Source organism: Pseudomonas sp. OTU750018, assembly GCF_011636575.1.
In the GTDB taxonomy this organism is placed as follows: domain Bacteria; phylum Pseudomonadota; class Gammaproteobacteria; order Pseudomonadales; family Pseudomonadaceae; genus Aquipseudomonas; species Aquipseudomonas peli.
Window position 1 is genome coordinate 374,011 of sequence record NZ_JAAPAU010000001.1, and the last position, 18,761, is coordinate 392,771.

Annotated in this window: 16 protein-coding genes; 5 read left to right on the forward strand and 11 right to left on the reverse strand. The window is 61.0% G+C overall.

Going from position 1 to position 18,761, the window contains the following annotated elements; translation table 11 throughout:
• Positions 1-151: 151 nt before the first annotated feature.
• From cmk to mtnA, 7 genes are all read right to left on the reverse strand, one after another.
• Positions 152-838, reverse strand: coding sequence for a (d)CMP kinase (gene cmk / locus HCI85_RS01930; protein WP_167141457.1), 687 nt, complete (start codon positions 836-838; stop codon positions 152-154).
• Complete coding sequence (locus HCI85_RS01935; protein WP_167141459.1) at positions 835-3,090, reverse strand: bifunctional prephenate dehydrogenase/3-phosphoshikimate 1-carboxyvinyltransferase; 2,256 nt, start codon at positions 3,088-3,090, stop codon at positions 835-837. The genes cmk and HCI85_RS01935 overlap by 4 nt, the downstream gene beginning before the upstream one ends.
• Positions 3,087-4,193, reverse strand: coding sequence for a histidinol-phosphate transaminase (hisC, locus tag HCI85_RS01940; RefSeq protein WP_167141461.1), 1,107 nt, complete (start codon positions 4,191-4,193; stop codon positions 3,087-3,089). Before hisC ends, HCI85_RS01935 begins: the two co-directional genes overlap by 4 nt.
• Positions 4,194-4,284: 91 nt before the next feature.
• A complete protein-coding gene (gene pheA / locus HCI85_RS01945; protein WP_167141464.1) occupies positions 4,285-5,391 on the reverse strand; it encodes a prephenate dehydratase in 1,107 nt (368 codons plus the stop codon).
• Positions 5,391-6,476 (reverse strand): 3-phosphoserine/phosphohydroxythreonine transaminase, encoded by a 1,086-nt coding sequence (gene serC / locus HCI85_RS01950; protein WP_167141466.1) that lies wholly within the window; start codon positions 6,474-6,476, stop codon positions 5,391-5,393. The genes pheA and serC overlap by 1 nt, the downstream gene beginning before the upstream one ends.
• Before the next feature lie 93 nt (positions 6,477-6,569).
• Positions 6,570-9,338, reverse strand: coding sequence for a DNA gyrase subunit A (gene gyrA, locus HCI85_RS01955; RefSeq protein WP_167141468.1), 2,769 nt, complete (start codon positions 9,336-9,338; stop codon positions 6,570-6,572).
• A gap of 244 nt (positions 9,339-9,582) precedes the next feature.
• Positions 9,583-10,659 (reverse strand): S-methyl-5-thioribose-1-phosphate isomerase, encoded by a 1,077-nt coding sequence (mtnA, locus tag HCI85_RS01960; RefSeq protein ID WP_167141470.1) that lies wholly within the window; start codon positions 10,657-10,659, stop codon positions 9,583-9,585.
• A 137-nt stretch (positions 10,660-10,796) separates the two neighbouring features.
• Here mtnA and HCI85_RS01965 point away from each other — a divergent pair, with 137 nt between their 5' ends.
• The 5 genes from HCI85_RS01965 (at position 10,797) to HCI85_RS01985 (ending at position 15,555) form a co-directional block, all read left to right on the forward strand.
• Positions 10,797-12,116, forward strand: coding sequence for a TRZ/ATZ family hydrolase (locus tag HCI85_RS01965; RefSeq protein WP_167141472.1), 1,320 nt, complete (start codon positions 10,797-10,799; stop codon positions 12,114-12,116).
• Positions 12,117-12,241: 125 nt separating this feature from the next.
• The gene (ubiG, locus tag HCI85_RS01970; protein ID WP_090248179.1) at positions 12,242-12,940 is read left to right on the forward strand and encodes a bifunctional 2-polyprenyl-6-hydroxyphenol methylase/3-demethylubiquinol 3-O-methyltransferase UbiG; all 699 of its coding nucleotides are present in this window, start codon (positions 12,242-12,244) and stop codon (positions 12,938-12,940) included.
• On the forward strand, positions 12,940-13,611 hold the full coding sequence (gene mupP / locus HCI85_RS01975) for an N-acetylmuramic acid 6-phosphate phosphatase MupP (RefSeq protein ID WP_167141474.1): 672 nt from the start codon (positions 12,940-12,942) through the stop codon (positions 13,609-13,611). The genes ubiG and mupP overlap by 1 nt, the downstream gene beginning before the upstream one ends.
• Positions 13,612-13,671: 60 nt before the next feature.
• Entirely contained in the window at positions 13,672-14,412 is a 741-nt protein-coding gene (locus tag HCI85_RS01980; protein WP_090248183.1) for a YciK family oxidoreductase, read from the forward strand.
• 216 nt (positions 14,413-14,628) lie between these two features.
• Positions 14,629-15,555: a GGDEF domain-containing protein gene (locus HCI85_RS01985; RefSeq protein ID WP_090248184.1), complete on the forward strand. Its 927-nt coding sequence runs from the start codon at positions 14,629-14,631 to the stop codon at positions 15,553-15,555.
• Positions 15,556-15,687: 132 nt separating this feature from the next.
• Here HCI85_RS01985 and rluB read toward each other — a convergent pair whose 3' ends face one another.
• From rluB to HCI85_RS02005, 4 genes are all read right to left on the reverse strand, one after another.
• The gene (gene rluB, locus HCI85_RS01990) at positions 15,688-16,887 is read right to left on the reverse strand and encodes a 23S rRNA pseudouridine(2605) synthase RluB (RefSeq protein ID WP_167141476.1); all 1,200 of its coding nucleotides are present in this window, start codon (positions 16,885-16,887) and stop codon (positions 15,688-15,690) included.
• A 121-nt stretch (positions 16,888-17,008) separates the two neighbouring features.
• On the reverse strand, positions 17,009-17,188 hold the full coding sequence (locus tag HCI85_RS01995; RefSeq protein ID WP_167141478.1) for a DUF1289 domain-containing protein: 180 nt from the start codon (positions 17,186-17,188) through the stop codon (positions 17,009-17,011).
• Between the two features lie 33 nt (positions 17,189-17,221).
• The gene (gene scpB / locus HCI85_RS02000) at positions 17,222-18,013 is read right to left on the reverse strand and encodes an SMC-Scp complex subunit ScpB (RefSeq protein WP_167141480.1); all 792 of its coding nucleotides are present in this window, start codon (positions 18,011-18,013) and stop codon (positions 17,222-17,224) included.
• A 2-nt stretch (positions 18,014-18,015) separates the two neighbouring features.
• Positions 18,016-18,714 carry a segregation and condensation protein A gene (locus HCI85_RS02005; RefSeq protein ID WP_167144217.1) on the reverse strand — a complete coding sequence of 233 codons (699 nt, stop codon included), beginning with the start codon at positions 18,712-18,714 and terminating at the stop codon, positions 18,016-18,018.
• Between the last annotated feature and the right edge of the window lie 47 nt (positions 18,715-18,761).

Genomic DNA, 18,761 nt, shown 5'->3' on the forward strand with positions numbered 1-18,761 from the left:
TTAATTCCTGTTGATTCAGGGCAGGGAATCCGCCCAAACCACATTCCAGACAATGTGGGTACGTTCATTTAAAAAGAGGCAAACAGGACTAGGACTGGGTTCCCGTACGCCTCCTTGCGAGCCGGTCAGCTTAAAGCAGCTGTGGCTCTTATCATCCGGCGAGATCGCGATTGGCGACTTCACTCAGAATTCGTTCAAGCACTTGTTCGATGGAGAGTTCGGTGGAATCCAGCTGGATCGCATCGACTGCCGGCTTGAGCGGAGCCACTGCACGCTGGGTATCGCGCTCATCGCGCGCCTGAATCTCATCAAGAAGACTCGCGAGATTAACATCATCGCCCTTGGCCTTCAACTGTAAGTAACGGCGACGGGCACGCTCCTCGGCGCTGGCGGTGAGGAAAATCTTCAGCGGCGCATCCGGAAACACCACAGTGCCCATATCGCGGCCATCGGCAACCAGTCCTGGCATTTCTTGGAAGGCCTGCTGACGCTGTAGCAGGGCTTCACGCACGGCAAAGAGCGAGGCCACCTGCGAAGCACCGGCCCCAACCTGCTCATTGCGGATGAGATCAGTGACCTCTTCGCCCTCAAGAATGATGCGCTGACCATGGCCATCGCCCGCAGCAATAAATTGCACATCCAGATGAGCGGCAAGTAGCTTCATCGCTTCTTCGTTGGTCAGATCGACGCCATGATTACCGGCGGCAAAGGCCAGCAGACGATATAGCGCGCCCGAGTCCAGCAGATTCCAGCCCAGCTGTTTGGCCAGCAGGCCGGCGATGGTGCCCTTGCCCGAGCCGCTCGGCCCGTCGATGGTGATAACCGGTGCGACGATCATGCCTTGCCCTCCTCGGCCACACGAATGCCAACCTGAGCCGACAGCGCGAGGAAGTTGGGGAACGAAGTGGCGACGTTGGCGCAATCATGGATGCGGATCGGCGCAGTGGCGCGCAGCGATGCCACGCTGAACGACATGGCGATACGGTGATCGCCGTGCGCCCAAACTTCGCCACCACCGATGCTGCCGCCTTCGATAATGATGCCGTCCGGCGTTGGCTCGGCCTTGACGCCCAGAGCAATCAAACCATCAGCCATCACCTGAATACGGTCAGATTCCTTGACCCGCAGCTCTTCGGCGCCACGCAACACGGTGCGACCTTCGGCCACCGACGCAGCAACAAACAGCACCGGGAACTCATCAATAGCTAGGGGCACCAGGTCTTCCGGAATATCGATACCCTTCAGCTTGGCGCTGCGCACGCGAATATCAGCCACGGTCTCGCCGCCGACTTCACGCTGGTTTTCTAGGGTGATGTCGCCGCCCATCAGCTTGAGGATATCGATGACCCCGGTACGGGTTGGGTTGATGCCTACGTGCTCAAGCACCAGCTCGGAGTCTTCGGCAATGCTGCCGGCCACCAGGAAGAATGCTGCCGAGGAGATATCCGCAGGCACTTCGATATGGGTAGCGGTCAGCTTATGGCCTGATTCAACGCTGGCAGTACTGCCATCCACGGTTACCGGGTAGCCAAAGCCGCGCAGCATGCGCTCAGTGTGGTCGCGGGTAGGCGCAGGCTCGGTCACTGAGGTGGTTCCGGCGGCGTAAAGCCCAGCAAGAAGCAGGCAGGATTTAACCTGGGCACTGGCCATGGGCATTTCGTAATCCATACCAGTCAGGCGCTGGCCGCCTTTGATCATCAGTGGCGGGCGACCTTCCGGACCGGTTTCGATCACTGCGCCCATTTCGCGCAGCGGCTTGGCGACACGGTTCATCGGCCGTTTGGACAGCGAGGCATCACCGGTCAGCGTGGTGTCGAACGGTTGCGCTGCCAACAAACCCGAGAGCAGGCGCATCGAAGTACCGGAGTTGCCCATGTACAGCGGACCGGCCGGCGCCTTCAGACCATTCAGACCCACGCCGTGAATGGTCACGCGGCCATGATGCGGGCCTTCGATGACCACCCCCATGTCGCGGAACGCCTGCAACGTCGCCAGCGCGTCTTCACCTTCCAGAAAACCCTCGACATGCGTGGTGCCTTCAGCCAGCGAGCCGAGCATGATCGAACGGTGAGAGATGGACTTGTCGCCCGGAACGCGAATACGCCCGGAGAGTTTGCCGCCAGGGTTAGCCAGAAAAACCAGATCGTTCGAGTGCATAGCGTCCACATAGGCCCTACGGGCCAAAATTTTGCCGAAATGCTCACGGGCCACGCGGGCGCGGGTGAATACGCCCAGCAATTGATGCCCATCCCCTGCGTCAACCGCGTCGCGCAAGGCGTCGAGGTCGTCGCGAAATACGTCCAGCGTGCGCAGCACCGCCTCGCGATTGGCGAGGAAGATGTCGTGCCACATGACCGGATCACTGCCGGCGATCCGCGTGAAGTCGCGGAAACCGCCGGCGGCGTAACGAAAGATCTCCAGGTTCTCACTGCGCTTGGCCAGCGAGTCAACCAGGGTAAAGGCCAGCAAATGCGGCAGGTGACTGGTCGCAGCCAGCACCTGATCGTGATGCTCGACCTCCATATGTTCAACATCAGCGCCCAGTTCGCGCCAAAGGGCGTCGACCAAAACCAGAGCCGCGTCATCACTCTGCTCGCAGGGCGTGAGGATGACCTTATGGCGGCGGAACAGCTGCGCATTGGACGCTTCCACCCCGCTCTGCTCGGAGCCGGCAATCGGGTGGCCCGGCACAAATCGCACCGATTTACCGGTAAAGGCCAGGCGCGCAGCGCGAACCACATTGCCTTTGGCGCTGCCCACATCGGTGAGCACCGTCGTACCCAGGTCAAGCTTGGCCAGCTCTGCGAGCAGCTTTTCCATGGCCAGGATAGGCACCGCCAGCTGGATAATATCGGCTCCCTGACAGGCGGCAGCCAGATCAACCTCACAGCGATCGACAACCCCCAGCTCAACCGCCAACCGCCGCGACTCTGGATCGAGATCGACACCTATCACTTCGCGGCACAGGCCGCGCTCACGCAAACCCTTGGCAAAAGAACCACCAATTAGGCCCAGGCCGATAACCACCAGGCGGCCGAGCTTAGGGGCGGCAGGTTGCACCTGAGTGACAGCAGATTTGGCTTCACTCACGCGCTCAGCACCTTGGCCAGGGCGTCGAGGAAGCGCGCATTTTCAGCAGGCAGACCAATCGACACCCGCAGGAAGTTCGGCATGCCGTAACCGGCTACCGGCCGCACGATCACCCCAGCGCGCAGCAGCGCCTGGTTGATCGCAGCGGTATCACGGCCAAAATCCACGGCAATAAAGTTACCTTTCGACGGAATCCAGCTCAGACCCAACTCGCGCAGGCCAGCTTCCAGCTGCGCCATGCCGGCATCATTGAGCTGACAGCTTTGCGCCAGATAATCGGCATCATCCAGCGCCGCGCACGCCGCCGCCAGGGCCAGGCTGTTAACGTTGAACGGCTGGCGTACACGGTTCAGCACATCGGCGATCTGCGCCGAGCTGAGCGCATAACCAACGCGCAGCGCCGCCAGGCCATAGGCCTTGGAGAAAGTGCGCGAGACCAGCAGATTGTCATAACGCGTCAGGTACTTGAGGCCGTCCGGCAGCTCATCACCTTCGGCGAACTCGATATAAGCCTCATCCAGTACCACCAGCACATTACCGGGTACACGCGCGAGAAAGCGCTCCAGCGCGTCAGGGCCGAACCAGGTGCCAGTCGGATTGTTCGGGTTGGCGATAAACACCACGCGAGTGTTTTCATCGATGGCCGCCAGCATGGCTTCCAGGTCGTGACCGTAGTCCTTGGCCGGCACCACCTTGCCCTGAGCACCCACGGCCTGGGTCGAGATGGGGTAAACGGCAAAGGCGTATTGACTGAACACCGCATTCAAACCCGGCGCCAGATAGGCACGGGCAACCAGATCGAGAATATCGTTAGAGCCATTGCCCAGCGTGACCTGATTGATCTGCACACCGCAGCGCGCAGCCAGACGGCTTTTCAGCTCGAAACCATTGCCATCGGGATAACGGGTCAGCTCGGCCAACTCGCCGCGAATCGCTTCCAGCGCCTTAGGGCTTGGACCTAGCGGATTCTCGTTGCTGGCCAGCTTGACGATGCTGGCCGGGTCCAGATCCAGCTCACGAGCCAGCTCATCCACCGGCTTGCCCGGCACATAGGGCGACAGCTGCTGTACGCCTGGCTGGGCCAGGGCGAGGAAATCGGTCATAGCAAAGCCTCACGCTTAAAGCCGCAAGCCCCAAGTACAGCCCGGCGTCGATGCGCGTGTAGCTTGAGACCTGAGGCGTGCCGCAGCAGTTTTAAAGTACCGCTTTCGGGTAGGAGCCCAGCACCTTGAGCGCCACGGCTTCCTGATTGATCTTTTCCAGCACGTCCTTGATCAGCGGGTCGCGGTGGTGACCAACGAAGTCGATAAAGAACACATAGGTCCACTTGCCGCTGCGCGACGGACGGGTTTCGATGCGGGTCAGGTCGATGCCGTTGTTGTGGAACGGCACCAGCAGCTCATGCAGTGCACCCGGCTTGTTGCGCATGGAGACGATGACCGAGGTTTTGTCGTCGCCGGTCGGCGGCACTTCCTGGCTGCCTATGATCAAGAAGCGCGTGGAGTTGTCCGGACGGTCTTCGATCTTTTCCGCAAGCTTGGTCAGGCCATACAGGCTGGCTGCCATATCGCCGGCAATCGCCGCACTGTTCCACTCGCTTTTCACCCGTTTGGCTGCATCGGCGTTGCTCGACACCGCCACGCGCTCAACATTGGGGTAATGCGCGTCCAACCACTTGCGGCACTGCGCCAGGGACTGGGCGTGGGAATAGATGCGGGTGATCTTGTCGGTCTTGGTAGTTTCACCGACCAGCAAGTGGTGGTGAATGCGCAGCTCGACTTCACCGCAGATGACCATGTCATGTTCGAGGAAGCTATCGAGGGTGTGGTTGATCGCCCCTTCTGTGGAGTTCTCCACCGGCACCACGCCGAAGTTCACCGCACCGGCAGCCACTTCGCGGAACACTTCATCGATAGCCGCCATCGGCACGCTGATCACCGCATGACCGAAGTGTTTCATCGCTGCCGCCTGGGAGAACGTACCTTCCGGGCCGAGGTAGGCGACCTTGAGCGGATTTTCCAGGGCCAGGCAGGAGGACATGATTTCGCGGAACAGCCGCGCCATTTCCTCGTTACCCAACGGCCCCTGGTTGCGCTCCATGATGCGCTTAAGCACCTGGGCTTCGCGCTCCGGGCGGTAGAATACCGGCTTCTCGCCTTCCGGTAGGGCCTTCATCTTCACCCGCGCGACCTCTTCGGCGCAGCTGGCGCGATCACTGATCAGCGCGAGAATCTTCTCATCGAGGTTGTCGATGCGCAGGCGTAGGGCCTGCAGTTCCTGCTCGGAAATTGGATCGGTCATCAACCGTGCTCCTTCTCGAACTCGGCCATATAAGCCACAAGCGCTTCAACGGCATCCAGGCCCACGGCGTTATAGATGGAGGCACGCATGCCGCCGACCGAACGGTGGCCTTTCAGATTGAGCAGGCCGCGCGCATCGGCGCCAGCGAGAAACGGTTTGTCCAGTTTCTCGTCGGCCAGGCGGAACGGCACGTTCATCCAGGAGCGGGCGTTATGGGCAATCGGGTTGCTGTAGAAATCACTGGTATCGATGGCCTTGTACAGCAGGTCTTTCTTGGCGCGGTTGATCCGCTCCATGGCGGCCACCCCGCCCTGCTCTTTCAGCCACTCGAACACCAGGCCGGACAGGTACCAGGAGAAGGTCGCCGGGGTGTTGTACATCGAGCCGTTATCGGCAGCGATCTTGTAATTGAGCATGGTCGGGCAGACGCTGCGGGCACGACCAAGCAGGTCTTCACGGACGATGGTCACCACCAGGCCGCTAGGGCCGATGTTCTTCTGCGCGCCGGCGTAGATCAGGCCGAACTTCGACACATCGATCGGGCGCGAAAGGATGTCGGAAGACATATCCGCCACCAGCGGCACGTCACCGACCTCGGGGACCCAGTCGAACTGCAGGCCGCCGATGGTTTCATTGCTGGCGTAATGCAGGTAGGCGGCGTCTTTTGACAGCTGCCACTCGTTCTGCCCAGGAATGGCGAAGTAGTCATAAGCCTTGGCGCTGGCGGCGACATTGATGTTGCCGTAGCGGCTGGCTTCTTCGATGCTTTTCTTCGACCAGATACCGGTGTCGATATAGTCGGCGACGCCATCTTCCGGCAGCAGGTTGAGCGGAATCTCGGCGAACTGCTGGCTGGCACCGCCCTGCAGGAACAGCACCTTGTAGTCGGACGGGATCTCCATCAGGTCGCGCAGGTCCTGCTCGGCCTTTTCCGCGATGGCGGTGTACTCATCGCTGCGATGGCTCATCTCCATCACCGACAGGCCTTTACCCTGCCAATCGAGGAGCTCCGCCTGGGCGCGTTGCAGAACAGCTTCAGGAAGCGCGGCCGGGCCGGCGCAGAAGTTAAAGGCTCGCTTGCTCACATCCACTCTCGCTCAAAATAGTGGGCGGGCTGGTGCGTGCCAGCAGCCGCCAAATCCTACGCCGTCAGGGGCGAGCGCACTCGCCCCGACAGATTACTCTTCGCTGATCGGGCTTTCGTCAGCTGCGGCTTCGGGTGCATCACCTGCATCCGCTACTGCGCCGTCAACACCCTCTTCGCCTTCGAGCAGCTCTTCGTCGTCTTCCGCCGAAGGCTCCTGCACACGTTCAAGACCAACAAGGGTTTCATCCTTGGCCAGCTTGATCAGGGTCACGCCCTGGGTGTTACGGCCAAGGCTGGAGACTTCGCTGACACGGGTACGCACCAGGGTACCCTGGTCGGAAATCAGCATGATTTCCTCGCCTTCAAGCACCTGCACGGCGCCAACCAGCTTGCCGTTACGCTCGTTGCTGACCATGGCGATTACGCCCTGGCCGCCACGACCGCGACGCGGGAACTCAGCCATCGCGGTACGCTTGCCGTAGCCACGCTCGGAAGCGGTGAGAATCTGCGCGTCGGCTTCAGGAATCAGCATGGAGATGATTTCCTGACCTTCCGGCAGACGCATACCACGCACACCGCGAGCCGTACGGCCCATGGTGCGGACCTTGCTTTCCTTGAAGCGAATCACCTTGCCGCCGTCGGAGAACATCATCACTTCGCGGGCGCCGTCAGTTACGGCAGCGGAGATCAGGGTGTCATCTTCGTCCAGCTTGAGGGCGATCAGGCCCGAGCTGCGCGGACGGCTGAACTGCACCAGCGGCGTCTTCTTTACAGTGCCTTTGGCCGTAGCCATAAAGATGTAGGCACCGGTCGGTTCATCCGGGGTCTCGTCGTCGGCGTCATCGCCTTCGGCCAAGTCTTCGACTTCTTCAGCCTCGACCACTACGCCTTCGATATCGTCCGGCTCGTCGCCTTCCGGCGCTTGCTGACGCAGCGCTTCCAGGTCGACCTGAAGCATGGCGGTAATGCGCTCGCCGTCGTCCAGCGGCAACAAGTTGACCAGCGGACGACCACGGGCAGCGCGCGAGGCCTCCGGAATTTCGTAGGTCTTCAGCCAGTAGACCTTACCCTTGCTGGAGAACAGCAACAGCGTGGCGTGGCTGTTGGCGACCAACAGGTGCTCGATGTAGTCCTCATCCTTCACGCCGGTGGCCGACTTGCCCTTACCGCCACGACGCTGCGCCTGGTAGGCATGCAGCGGCTGGCTCTTGGCATAGCCACTGTGGGAGATGGTGACCACACGCTCTTCTTCGGTGATCAGGTCAGCCAGGCTCAGGTCCAGACGGTTGTCGAGAATCTCGGTACGGCGCGCATCGCCAAACTCGGCTTTGACCGCTTCCAGTTCTTCGCGGATCACTTCCATCAGACGCGTGGCGCTGGTGAGGATGCGGATCAGCTCGCCGATCTGGGTGAGGATTTCCTGATATTCAGCCAGCAGTTTTTCATGCTCAAGACCGGTCAAACGGTGCAGACGCAGCTCGAGGATGGCCTGGGCCTGTTCCGGGGAGAGGAAATACTTGCCGTCACGCAGACCGTACTGCGGATCGAGATCGTCCGGGCGACAGGCGTCAGCACCAGCGCGCTCGACCATGGTTTCCACAGCACTGGATTCCCAGGGTGTGGCAATCAGCGCCAGCTTGGCTTCGGCCGGGGTCGGCGAGGCCTTGATCAGAGCGATAACCGGGTCGATGTTAGACAGGGCAACCGCCTGGCCTTCAAGGATATGGCCACGTTCACGGGCCTTGCGCAGCTCGAATACGGTGCGACGTGTGACCACTTCACGGCGGTGCAGAATAAAGGCTTCGAGCATGTCCTTGAGGTTAAGGACCTTCGGCTGGCCGTCGATCAGCGCCACCACGTTGATGCCGAACACACACTGCATCTGGGTCTGGGCGTAGAGGTTGTTGAGCACCACTTCCGGTACTTCGCCGCGACGCAGCTCGATGACGATGCGCATGCCGTCCTTGTCGGACTCATCGCGCAGCTCGGTGATGCCTTCGAGCTTCTTCTCTTTAACCAGCTCGGCGATTTTCTCGATCAGGCGCGCCTTGTTCAGCTGATACGGCAGCTCGCTGACGATGATCTGCTGACGGCCACCGACCTTGTCGATGTCTTCAATGATGGCGCGGGCACGCATGTAGATGCGACCACGGCCAGTGCGGTAGGCCTCGATGATACCGGCGCGACCGTTGATGATCGCCGCTGTCGGGAAGTCCGGACCGGGGATGTATTGCATCAGCTCATCGACAGTCAGCTCGCCGTTGTCGATCAGCGCCAAACAACCATTGATCACTTCCGTGAGGTTGTGTGGCGGAATATTGGTGGCCATGCCCACGGCGATACCGCTGGAGCCGTTGACCAACAGGTTGGGGATCTTGGTCGGCATAACCGCCGGGATCATCTCAGTGCCGTCGTAGTTCGGCACCCAATCCACGGTTTCTTTATGCAGGTCAGCCAGCAGTTCATGGGCCAGCTTGGTCATGCGTACTTCGGTGTATCGCATGGCAGCTGCGTTATCGCCGTCCACCGAACCGAAGTTGCCCTGGCCGTCGACCAGCAGGTAACGCAGCGAGAATGGCTGCGCCATGCGGACGATGGTGTCGTACACCGCGGTATCACCGTGTGGGTGGTACTTACCGATGACGTCACCGACCACACGGGCGGACTTCTTGTAAGCCTTGTTCCAGTCGTTGCCCAACTCACTCATGGCAAACAGCACACGGCGGTGCACGGGCTTCAAGCCATCACGTGCATCCGGCAGCGCGCGCCCAACAATTACACTCATCGCGTAATCGAGGTAGGACTGCTTGAGTTCGTCTTCAATATTGACCGGGAGGATTTCTTTGGCCAGTTCGCCCATGAGTAGCCTTGTTCCTTTTTCTGGTGAAACTCCGCGCCGCTCGTCCTGAGTGGTGTGGAGCCTGTCGCCGTGCCTTGAGGCTCATAGCGACTCACGACAAATCAATAAGTTATGCCATGTATCTGCGCAGGTAAGAGGCCCATAACAGGTACCCCCGAAAACCGCCGGAGCTTACCACAATCAGTGCGTCGCACCTATCCCCAGCGCCGCCCTGCCGACTAGGTGTGCGCACCCGCAGAAAAACTCAGTGCAGGCGCTTGCGGCACATCAATTGCGCCATTTTTTCCGCATCCGGACGATCAACCACACCCTTCTCGGTGACGATAAAATCGATCAGGTCCGCCGGGGTCACATCAAATACCGGATTGAGCGCTTCGATACCGCCAGCGATGCGCTTGCCGCCCAGTTCCAGCAGCTCGTTGGCATCGCGCTCTTCCAGCACGATATCGTCACCGTGCTCCATGGCCATATCGATGGTCGAGCTGGGGGCGACCACCATAAAGCGCACGCCATGGTGCATGGCGTTCACCGCCAACTGATAGGTGCCGACCTTGTTGGCCACATCGCCATTGGCAGCAATGCGGTCCGCACCGACGATGACCCAGGTGATGCCACGGGTTTTCATCAGATGGGCGGCAGCCGAATCGACATTAACCGTCACCGGAATGCCGTCAGTCGCCAGCTCCCAGGCCGTCAGGCGCGAGCCCTGCAACCAGGGCCGAGTTTCGTCGGCATATACCCGCTCAAGCAAACCATCATGAAAAGCGGCGCGAATCACCCCCAGCGCCGTACCGAAGCCGCCTGTGGCCAGGGCGCCGGCATTACAATGGGTCAGCAGGTTCTGCTGATTGCCCTGGTGCTTGCGGATCAGATCGACGCCCAACTGGGCCATGGTCAGATTGGCTTCACGATCACTTTGATGAATGCCGATGGCTTCGGCCTCCAACAGCGCCAGCGGGTCGTCATGGCTTTTCAGCCGACCCAGCCGCTCACGCATGCGCTCAAGCGCCCAGAACAGATTGACCGCTGTCGGGCGCGATGCAGCCAGCAGGTCGAAATCCACCTGCAATGCCGCTCGCCAGTCGCCGCCTTCCTGCAGACGAGCCCTTACAGCCAGGACAATCGCATAGGCCGCGCTGATGCCGATGGCCGGCGCGCCGCGCACCACCATGCTACGGATAGCCTCGGCGACATCTGCCGCTGAGTGATAGCTCAGCCAGGTTTCCTCGAAAGGCAGCGCGCGCTGATCCAGCAAGAGCAGAGCGCCGTCACGCCACTCGATGGCCCTGACCTTCTCTGCCGCTAGCAGTTGCTCGCGCATGACACACCTCCGCCGGAAAAAGCCGACCATTATACGCACAGCACTGCGCACATCGCGCCAGATCAGCTGCATGCAGCTTCAAGCCTAGGGCGTTCCCCTATAAACTCGCCACTCTACTGACTGCCGGAAGCCTTCCCATGCCCCAAGCTCCGCTCGATTTGCTGCTGCTGCCCACCTGGCTGGTCCCGGTCGAGCCAGCTGGCGTGGTGTTGCTGGAGCACGGCCTGGGCATCCGCGACGGGCGCATCGCACTGATCGCACCGCGCGCTGAAGCGCTTAAGCACGCAGCCCTGCAGGTGCTTGAGTTGCCCGGACGACTGCTCACACCAGGCCTGGTCAACGCCCACGGCCATGCGGCAATGACCCTATTCCGCGGCCTGGCCGATGATCTGCCGCTGATGACCTGGCTGGAGAAGCACATCTGGCCGGCCGAGGCCAAATGGGTCAACGAGCAGTTTGTGCAGGATGGCACCGAGCTGGCCATCGCCGAACAGCTCAAGGGCGGTATTACCTGCTTCTCCGACATGTATTTCTTCCCGGAAACCGCCAGCCAGCTGGTGCACAGCAGCGGCATCCGCGGGCAGATCACCATTCCGGTACTGGATTTTCCGATTCCCGGCGCCCGCGACGCTGACGAAGCGCTGCGCAAAGGCCTGAATCTGTTCGACGACCTTAAGCACCACCCGCGCCTGAGCGTCGCCTTCGGCCCGCATGCGCCCTACACGGTGAGTGACGACAAGCTGGAAAACATCCGCGTGCTCGCCGAGGAGCTGGACGCCGGCATTCATATGCACGTGCACGAAACCGCCTTCGAAGTGCAGCAGAGCCTGGAGCAGCGCGGCGAGCGGCCACTGGCGCGCCTGGCGCGCCTTGACCTGCTCGGCCCGCGCTTCCAGGCCGTGCACATGACCCAGATTAATGATGAAGACCTGGCCCTGCTGGTGGAAAGTAACAGCAGCGTGATCCATTGCCCGGAGTCCAACCTCAAGCTGGCCAGCGGCTTTTGCCCGGTGGAAAAACTCTGGCAAGCCGGTGTCAACGTCGCCATCGGTACCGATGGCGCAGCGAGCAACAATGATCTCGATCTGCTCGGCGAAACCCGCACCGCCGCCCTGCTGGCCAAGGCCGTTGCCGGCTCGGCCACGGCCCTGGATGCCCACCGCGCGCTGCGCATGACCACCCTCAACGGCGCCCGCGCTTTGGGTCTGGATGAGCAAATCGGCTCGCTGGAACTGGGCAAGGCGGCCGATATCGCCGTATTCAACCTCTCCGGCCTGGCCCAGCAACCAGTTTATGACCCGGTTTCGCAGCTGATCTATGCAGGTGGCCGCGCCTGCGTCGAACACCTGTGGGTCGGCGGCAAACAATTGCTCGACGGCGGCCAACTGACGCGCCTAGACGAACAACGGATCATCGCCAATGCGCGCGCCTGGGGCGCGAAGATCACCGGCAAGTGACAGCCAGCCCAGAGAATTCGGGCACTGCGACAAACTGACATACATTGGACGCATAACAGGCGTCCAATCCACCCGGCGAAACTGGCAACATGAGTCTCCCGCCGCCGCCTGATTCAGGGATTTATATGAGCAACGTCGACCGCGCCGAAATCGCCAAATTTGAAGCCCTTGCCCACCGCTGGTGGGACCGTGAAAGCGAATTCAAACCGCTGCATGACATCAACCCGCTGCGCGTCAACTGGATCGACGAACGCGTCGGCCTGGCCGGCAAGAAGGTGCTCGACGTTGGCTGCGGTGGTGGCATTCTCAGCGAATCCATGGCCCAGCGCGGCGCCAGCGTGACCGGCATCGACATGGGCGAAGCGCCGCTGGCAGTAGCCCAGCTGCACCAGCTGGAGTCTGGCGTCAGCGTCGAATACCGGCAGATCACTGCTGAAGCCCTGGCTGAAGAAATGCCGGAACAGTTCGACGTGGTCACCTGCCTGGAAATGCTTGAGCACGTACCCGACCCGGCGTCGGTGATCCGCGCCTGCTACCGCATGGTCAAGCCTGGCGGCCAGGTGTTCTTCTCCACCATCAACCGCAACCCCAAGGCCTACCTGTTCGCCATCATCGGTGCTGAGTACGTAATGCGCTTGCTGCCGCGCGGCACCCATGATTTCAAGAAATTTATCCGTCCGTCCGAGCTCGGCGCTTGGAGCCGCGAGGCGGGCCTTGAGGTCAAGGACATCATCGGCCTGACCTACAACCCGCTGAGCAAACGCTACAAGCTGGAAGCCGATGTCGACGTCAACTACATGATCCAGACTCTCAAGGAGGCGTGATGCGCTTGCGCGCGGTTTTATTCGATATGGACGGCACCCTCCTCGACAGTGCGCCGGACTTTATCGCCATCAGCCAGGCCATGCGTGCCGAACGCGGCCTGCCACCGATTGCGGACAAGCTGATCCGTGACCAGGTGTCCGGTGGCGCGCGCGCCATGGTCGCTGCCAACTTCGCCATGGACCCCGAGGCAGAAGGCTTCGAAGTCCTGCGCCTGGAGTTTCTCGACCGCTATCAGGCGCATTGCGCTGTACTGACGCGGCCGTTTGACGGCATGGATGAGCTGCTCAATGGCATCGAACAGTCCAAGCTGATCTGGGGCGTGGCAACCAACAAGCCGGTGCGCTACGCCGAACCGATCATGCAGCAACTCGGCCTGGCGCAGCGCTCGGCGGTACTGGTCTGCCCGGATCACGTCAGCCGCAGCAAGCCCGACCCCGAGATGATCCTGCTGGCCTGCGCAAAGATGGGCGTAGAACCTGCCGCCACCCTGTTTGTGGGTGATGACGAGCGCGACATCGAAGCCGGTCGCGCGGCAGGCTGCAAGACCGCCGCTGTCACCTACGGCTATATCCACCCGCAGGACAACCCACGCAACTGGGGCGCCGACGCGGTGGTGGACCACCCACTGGAACTTCGCACCGTGCTCGAACAAGCCCTGTGTAGCTGTTGAAGACGGTTTACCGGACGCGCATCACGTGCCACCCGCTTTTGAATTAATGAGGCTTTACCCATGCATGACTATTCCGCCCGCCCCGACCTGCTAAAGGGACGCGTGATTCTGGTGACCGGCGCTGGCCGTGGCATTGGTGCAACCGCCGCCAAGACCTTCGCCGCCCATGGCGCAACGGTGCTGCTGCTGGGCAAGACCGAAGACAATCTCAGCCGCGTCTATGACGCCATCGAAGCCGCAGGCCACCCGCAAGCAGCAGTGATCCCGTTCAACCTGGAAACCGCCCTGCCGCATCAGTACGACGAACTGGCAGCGATGATCGAAGCCGAATTCGGCAAACTCGACGGCGTGCTGCACAACGCCTCTATCATTGGCCCGCGCACGCCGCTGGAACAGCTGTCCGGCGACAACTTCATGCGCGTGATGCAGGTCAACGTCAACGCCATGTTTATGCTCACCAGCACCCTGCTGCCGCTGCTCAAGTTGTCGGCAGACGCCTCAGTGGTATTCACCTCGAGCAGTGTCGGGCGCAAAGGTCGCGCTTACTGGGGGGCCTACGCAGTATCCAAGTTCGCCACCGAAGGCCTGATGCAGGTGCTGGCCGATGAAGTCGACGGCATTGCCAACGTGCGCGCCAACAGCGTCAACCCAGGTGCAACACGCACTGATATGCGCGCCCAGGCCTACCCCGGAGAGAACCCACAGAACAATCCACTGCCTGAAGCCATCATGCCGGTTTACCTGTACTTGATGGGACCGGACAGCACAGGCGTTAATGGCCAAGCATTTGACGCGCAATAAACCATGACGGCTACCGCCGGTTTTCCGGCGGCAGCCCGATCCACTGGCATCAGATTGCCAGCAGTCCCGCCAGTTAACCGGCAAATCCTTGCCGCACGCCCGCCCAATGAATCGCTAAACCAATGAATTAAAAGCACTTTTAAAGTGATTTTGAAATTGGCACGGAATTCGCTCTAGCCCAACTATCGCCGCGTACTGCGCTAGAGGTAGAGCTTCATGGCCCCGCACAACCAGTCCAACACCATTGATTTCGACGCTGCCAAACTACAGCGCCTCGGCTATGCCGGCCGCCTGCAGAAAAGCCTGAAACCAGTCAGCCTGGCACAGTTGCGCCAACAGCTGAGCCTACGCCTGCAGACCTCACTCGAAGCCGAACGCATTCTTGAGCTGTTCTACAGCGAAGTGCAGCGCCTGGTGCCGCTCAGCTCCCTGAGCTACCAGCTGGCCTCCTGCGACCTGCGCCTGGAGCTGGGCGAGCGCGCGAACCATTCGGCTGGTTATCGGTTGAATCACGACGGCGAATTCCTCGGTGAACTGACCTTCCGCCGCAACGTGCGCTTCAGTGAAGATGAGTTGGGCCAACTCGAATCGCTGCTCGCCAGCCTGCTGTTCCCGCTGCGCAACGCCCTGCTCTACCGCGCAGCCGTGCAAAGTGCATTGCGTGATCCGTTGACCGAAACCGGTAACCGTATCGCCATGCAGCAAACACTCAAGCGCGAAGTCGACATCGCCCGACGCACCCTGCAGCCACTGTCCGTGCTGATGGTCGACATCGACCACTTCAAACGCATCAACGACACCCACGGTCACCTGATCGGCGACCAGGCGCTCAAAGCCGTCGCCAGCGCACTGAAAGAAAGCCTGCGCAATGTCGACATGGTGTTCCGCTTCGGCGGCGAAGAATTCATGGTGCTGCTCTCCAACACCAACCGTGAAGCCGCGTCCATGGTTGGCGAGCGCCTGCGCATGGCCGTTCTCGGCATCCAGTACCTGGTGGAGAACCGTGCCATCGAGTTGTCGGTCAGCCTCGGCTGCGCCACTTTGCTGCCGGGCGAATCCATGGAAAGTCTGCTGCGCCGTGCGGATAACGCGCTGTACGTGTCCAAGCGCGATGGCCGCAACCGCCTGTCGATGGCCGGATAAAACCGCCGACCACACAATGGCTGCGAGACATTTTTAATGTCGCGCAGCCACGACCCACAGATTGTCAGCCATGAATGGCTGGACATAAAAAAGGCGACCCGAGGGTCGCCTTTTTACATCCACCGTAATGGATTACTCCGGCTTAGGACCGCGACCAAAACCTGGACGCTGACCGTCGCGGGTTGGCTGGCTGCGGCGCTTGACTGGCGCACCCGCTGGCTTACGCGAAGGGCGATCAGTCAACTCAACACCTGGGCGTTGCGCACCCGGCTTGGCCGGACGTTTCTTGTTGACATCACTCGGACGCTCAGCAACCGGCGTCCCCTTGCTCTGATCCGCACGCGGTGCACGCGGGGTGCGTACTGGACGCTCGCTACGCTCATCACCTTCACCACGAGCAGGACGCGAGCGCCCCTGATCACCGGCCGCTGCCGGGCCGCCGCCATGAGCCGGACGCAAAGTCCGCTCTGGACGTGCCGCACGCCCCACCGGCTTGGCCGATTTGCGCTGCAGACGGTCGATCTTATCGCGGGCTTTTTCCTTCATATCCGGCAAGGCGACCGGCTTGAGGCCGACTTCCTCGCTGAGGATATCCACTTCGCGCTGACTCATTTCGCGCCAGCGACCCATGGTCAGGTCCGAGGTGATGAACACCGGGCCGAAACGCACACGCTTCAGACGGCTGACCACCAGACCCTGGGATTCCCACAAACGACGCACTTCGCGGTTACGGCCTTCCATTACCACGCAGTGATACCAGTGGTTGAAGCCCACACCGCCCGGAGCGACCTTGATATCGGTGAACTTGGCTGGGCCATCTTCCAGCATCACGCCGGCTTTCAGGCGCTCGATCATCTCTTCATCGACTTCGCCACGCACGCGCACGGCGTACTCGCGGTCCATCTGGAAAGAAGGGTGCATCAGGCGGTTGGCAAGCTCACCGTCGGTGGTGAACATCAGCAGACCGGTGGTGTTGATGTCGAGGCGACCGATGTTGATCCAGCGGCCATCTTTCGGCCGTGGCAGACGATCAAATACAGTCGGACGGCCTTCTGGGTCGTCACGGGTGCAGATCTCGCCTTCAGGCTTGTTGTAGATGATGACGCGACGCACGTTTTCGGCAGCTTCTTCGCGGCGGATCACCTTGCCATCGACAGCAATCGCATCGTGCAGGTCAACGCGCACACCTAGGCTGGCGACTGCGCCGTTGACCTTGACGCGGCCAGCGGTAATCCAGGCTTCGATTTCACGGCGTGAAGCCAGGCCCATACGCGCCATGACTTTCTGCAGTTTTTCGCCTGCGGGACTGTATTCTTCGATTTCTTCACTCATCTGGGCACCTCCCGGTGTTTTCTTTAGTGATTGGACGACTCGAGTCGTCGAAGGGTCGCGGAGCATACGCGAAACGTGACGCTTACGCACGGGTTGAGGCTAGTCGCCTGATCGGTGGCCGTCAGCCTTTGCGTCGACCGATGGTCGCCAAACTCAGCAAGCGCATATCCGCTTCGGCCAGAACGGCACGTCGGGCATGCTTGTCGAGCTTCTTCCAGCCTTTGATCTCGGCCTTGCTGCGCCCGCAACCCAGGCAGATATCGCGCTCGAACTTGCACAGCTTGATGCAGGGGTCTTTCACCGCGCAAACGCCTTCATTGGTGCCACCAGCACTTCAGTCAGGCAGCTGCTCTTTATCCAGGGTTTCGTGAGGCTCTTCAGCATCGTCGCGCTCATCGTCCTGCTCGGGTAAATCATCGAAGTCGGTCTTCAGACCCTGCTCCATCGAGTCGAGTTCAGCCAGCAGGCTGCTGAAGCTGGTTTCTTCGCTCGCTTCCACCGCGGGCTCATCGGCCAGGGCCAGGTCGGCACGCGCCTGCAGGCTTTGTGGCGCCTCCAGATCATCCTCGAAGGCAAGCACCGGCTCCGGTTCCAGCTCGCGCAGGGCGGCCAGCGGCGGTAATTCGTCGAGGCTTTTCAGGTTGAAGTGATCGAGAAAGGCCTTGGTAGTGGCGAACATCGCCGGTTTGCCCGGCACATCGCGGTAACCCACCACACGAATCCACTCGCGCTCCAGCAGGGTTTTGACGATATGGCTGTTCACCGCCACACCGCGCACATCTTCGATCTCGCCACGGGTGATCGGCTGGCGGTAGGCAATCAGCGCCAGGGTTTCCAGCATGGCGCGCGAATAGCGCTGCGGGCGCTCTTCCCATAGGCGACCCACCCAAGGCGCAAACTTCTCGCGTACTTGCAGGCGGTAACCGGACGCCACCTCGATAAGCTCGAAGGCGCGCCCTTCGCAGGACTTGCCCAGATGCGTCAGGGCCTTCTTGAATACCGCCGGTTCCGGCCGCTCGGCCTCCTCGAAGAGTTCATACAGACGCTCCAACGATTGCGGCTTGCCGGATGCCAGCAGAAAGGCTTCGAGCAGGCTGGCCAGCTCACGAGGTTCGTTAAGGTTCATGCTTATTCAGCTCGCGCACGCACATGGATTGGCCCGAAAGCCTCATTTTGCACCAGTTCAACCAGGGATTCCTTGATCAACTCGAGCACCGCCATAAAGGTCACCACCACCCCGAGCTTGCCCTCTTCCGCGCTGAACAGGCTGACAAAGGGCACAAAGGCGCCGCCCTTGAGGCGCTCGAGCACTTCGCTCATGCGCTCGCGGGTTGATAGCGCCTCACGGGTGACCTGGTGGCTTTCGAACATATCGGCGCGGCGCAGCACCTCAGCCATCGACAGCAGCACTTCTTCCAGACTGACGTCCGGTAGCAGCTTGCGCGCCCGCGCTTCGGGCGCGTCCAGACGCGGCACGGTAACGTCACGGCCAACCCGGCTAAGGCCGTCGATACCTTCCGCGGCAGCCTTGTAACGCTCGTATTCCTGCAGACGGCGGATCAGCTCGGCGCGCGGGTCGTCTTCCTCCGCTTCCGCCTCACTGGAGCGCGGCAACAGCATGCGTGACTTGATCTCGGCGAGCATGGCCGCCATCACCAGGTACTCGGCAGCCAGCTCCAGACGCACCGACTGCATCAACTCGACGTAGCCCATGTACTGGCGGGTGATTTCCGCCACCGGGATATCCAGCACGTCGATGTTCTGCTTGCGGATCAAGTAAAGCAGCAGGTCCAACGGCCCTTCGAAGGCTTCGAGAAACACTTCCAGCGCATCCGGCGGGATGTACAGATCGAGCGGCATTTCAGTGACCGCCT

Bases quoted from the DNA above. Each gene is read 5' to 3' on its own strand.
- cmk (WP_167141457.1), bottom strand. From the start codon at position 838: ATGATCGTCGCACCGGTTATCACCATCGACGGGCCGAGCGGCTCGGGC.
- hisC (WP_167141461.1), bottom strand. From the start codon at position 4,193: ATGACCGATTTCCTCGCCCTGGCCCAGCCAGGCGTACAGCAGCTGTCG.
- pheA (WP_167141464.1), bottom strand. From the start codon at position 5,391: ATGACCGATCCAATTTCCGAGCAGGAACTGCAGGCCCTACGCCTGCGC.
- gyrA (WP_167141468.1), bottom strand. From the start codon at position 9,338: ATGGGCGAACTGGCCAAAGAAATCCTCCCGGTCAATATTGAAGACGAA.
- mtnA (WP_167141470.1), bottom strand. From the start codon at position 10,659: ATGCGCGAGCAACTGCTAGCGGCAGAGAAGGTCAGGGCCATCGAGTGG.
- HCI85_RS01965 (WP_167141472.1), top strand. From the start codon at position 10,797: ATGCCCCAAGCTCCGCTCGATTTGCTGCTGCTGCCCACCTGGCTGGTC.
- ubiG (WP_090248179.1), top strand. From the start codon at position 12,242: ATGAGCAACGTCGACCGCGCCGAAATCGCCAAATTTGAAGCCCTTGCC.
- mupP (WP_167141474.1), top strand. From the start codon at position 12,940: ATGCGCTTGCGCGCGGTTTTATTCGATATGGACGGCACCCTCCTCGAC.
- HCI85_RS01980 (WP_090248183.1), top strand. From the start codon at position 13,672: ATGCATGACTATTCCGCCCGCCCCGACCTGCTAAAGGGACGCGTGATT.
- HCI85_RS01985 (WP_090248184.1), top strand. From the start codon at position 14,629: ATGGCCCCGCACAACCAGTCCAACACCATTGATTTCGACGCTGCCAAA.
- rluB (WP_167141476.1), bottom strand. From the start codon at position 16,887: ATGAGTGAAGAAATCGAAGAATACAGTCCCGCAGGCGAAAAACTGCAG.
- scpB (WP_167141480.1), bottom strand. From the start codon at position 18,013: ATGAACCTTAACGAACCTCGTGAGCTGGCCAGCCTGCTCGAAGCCTTT.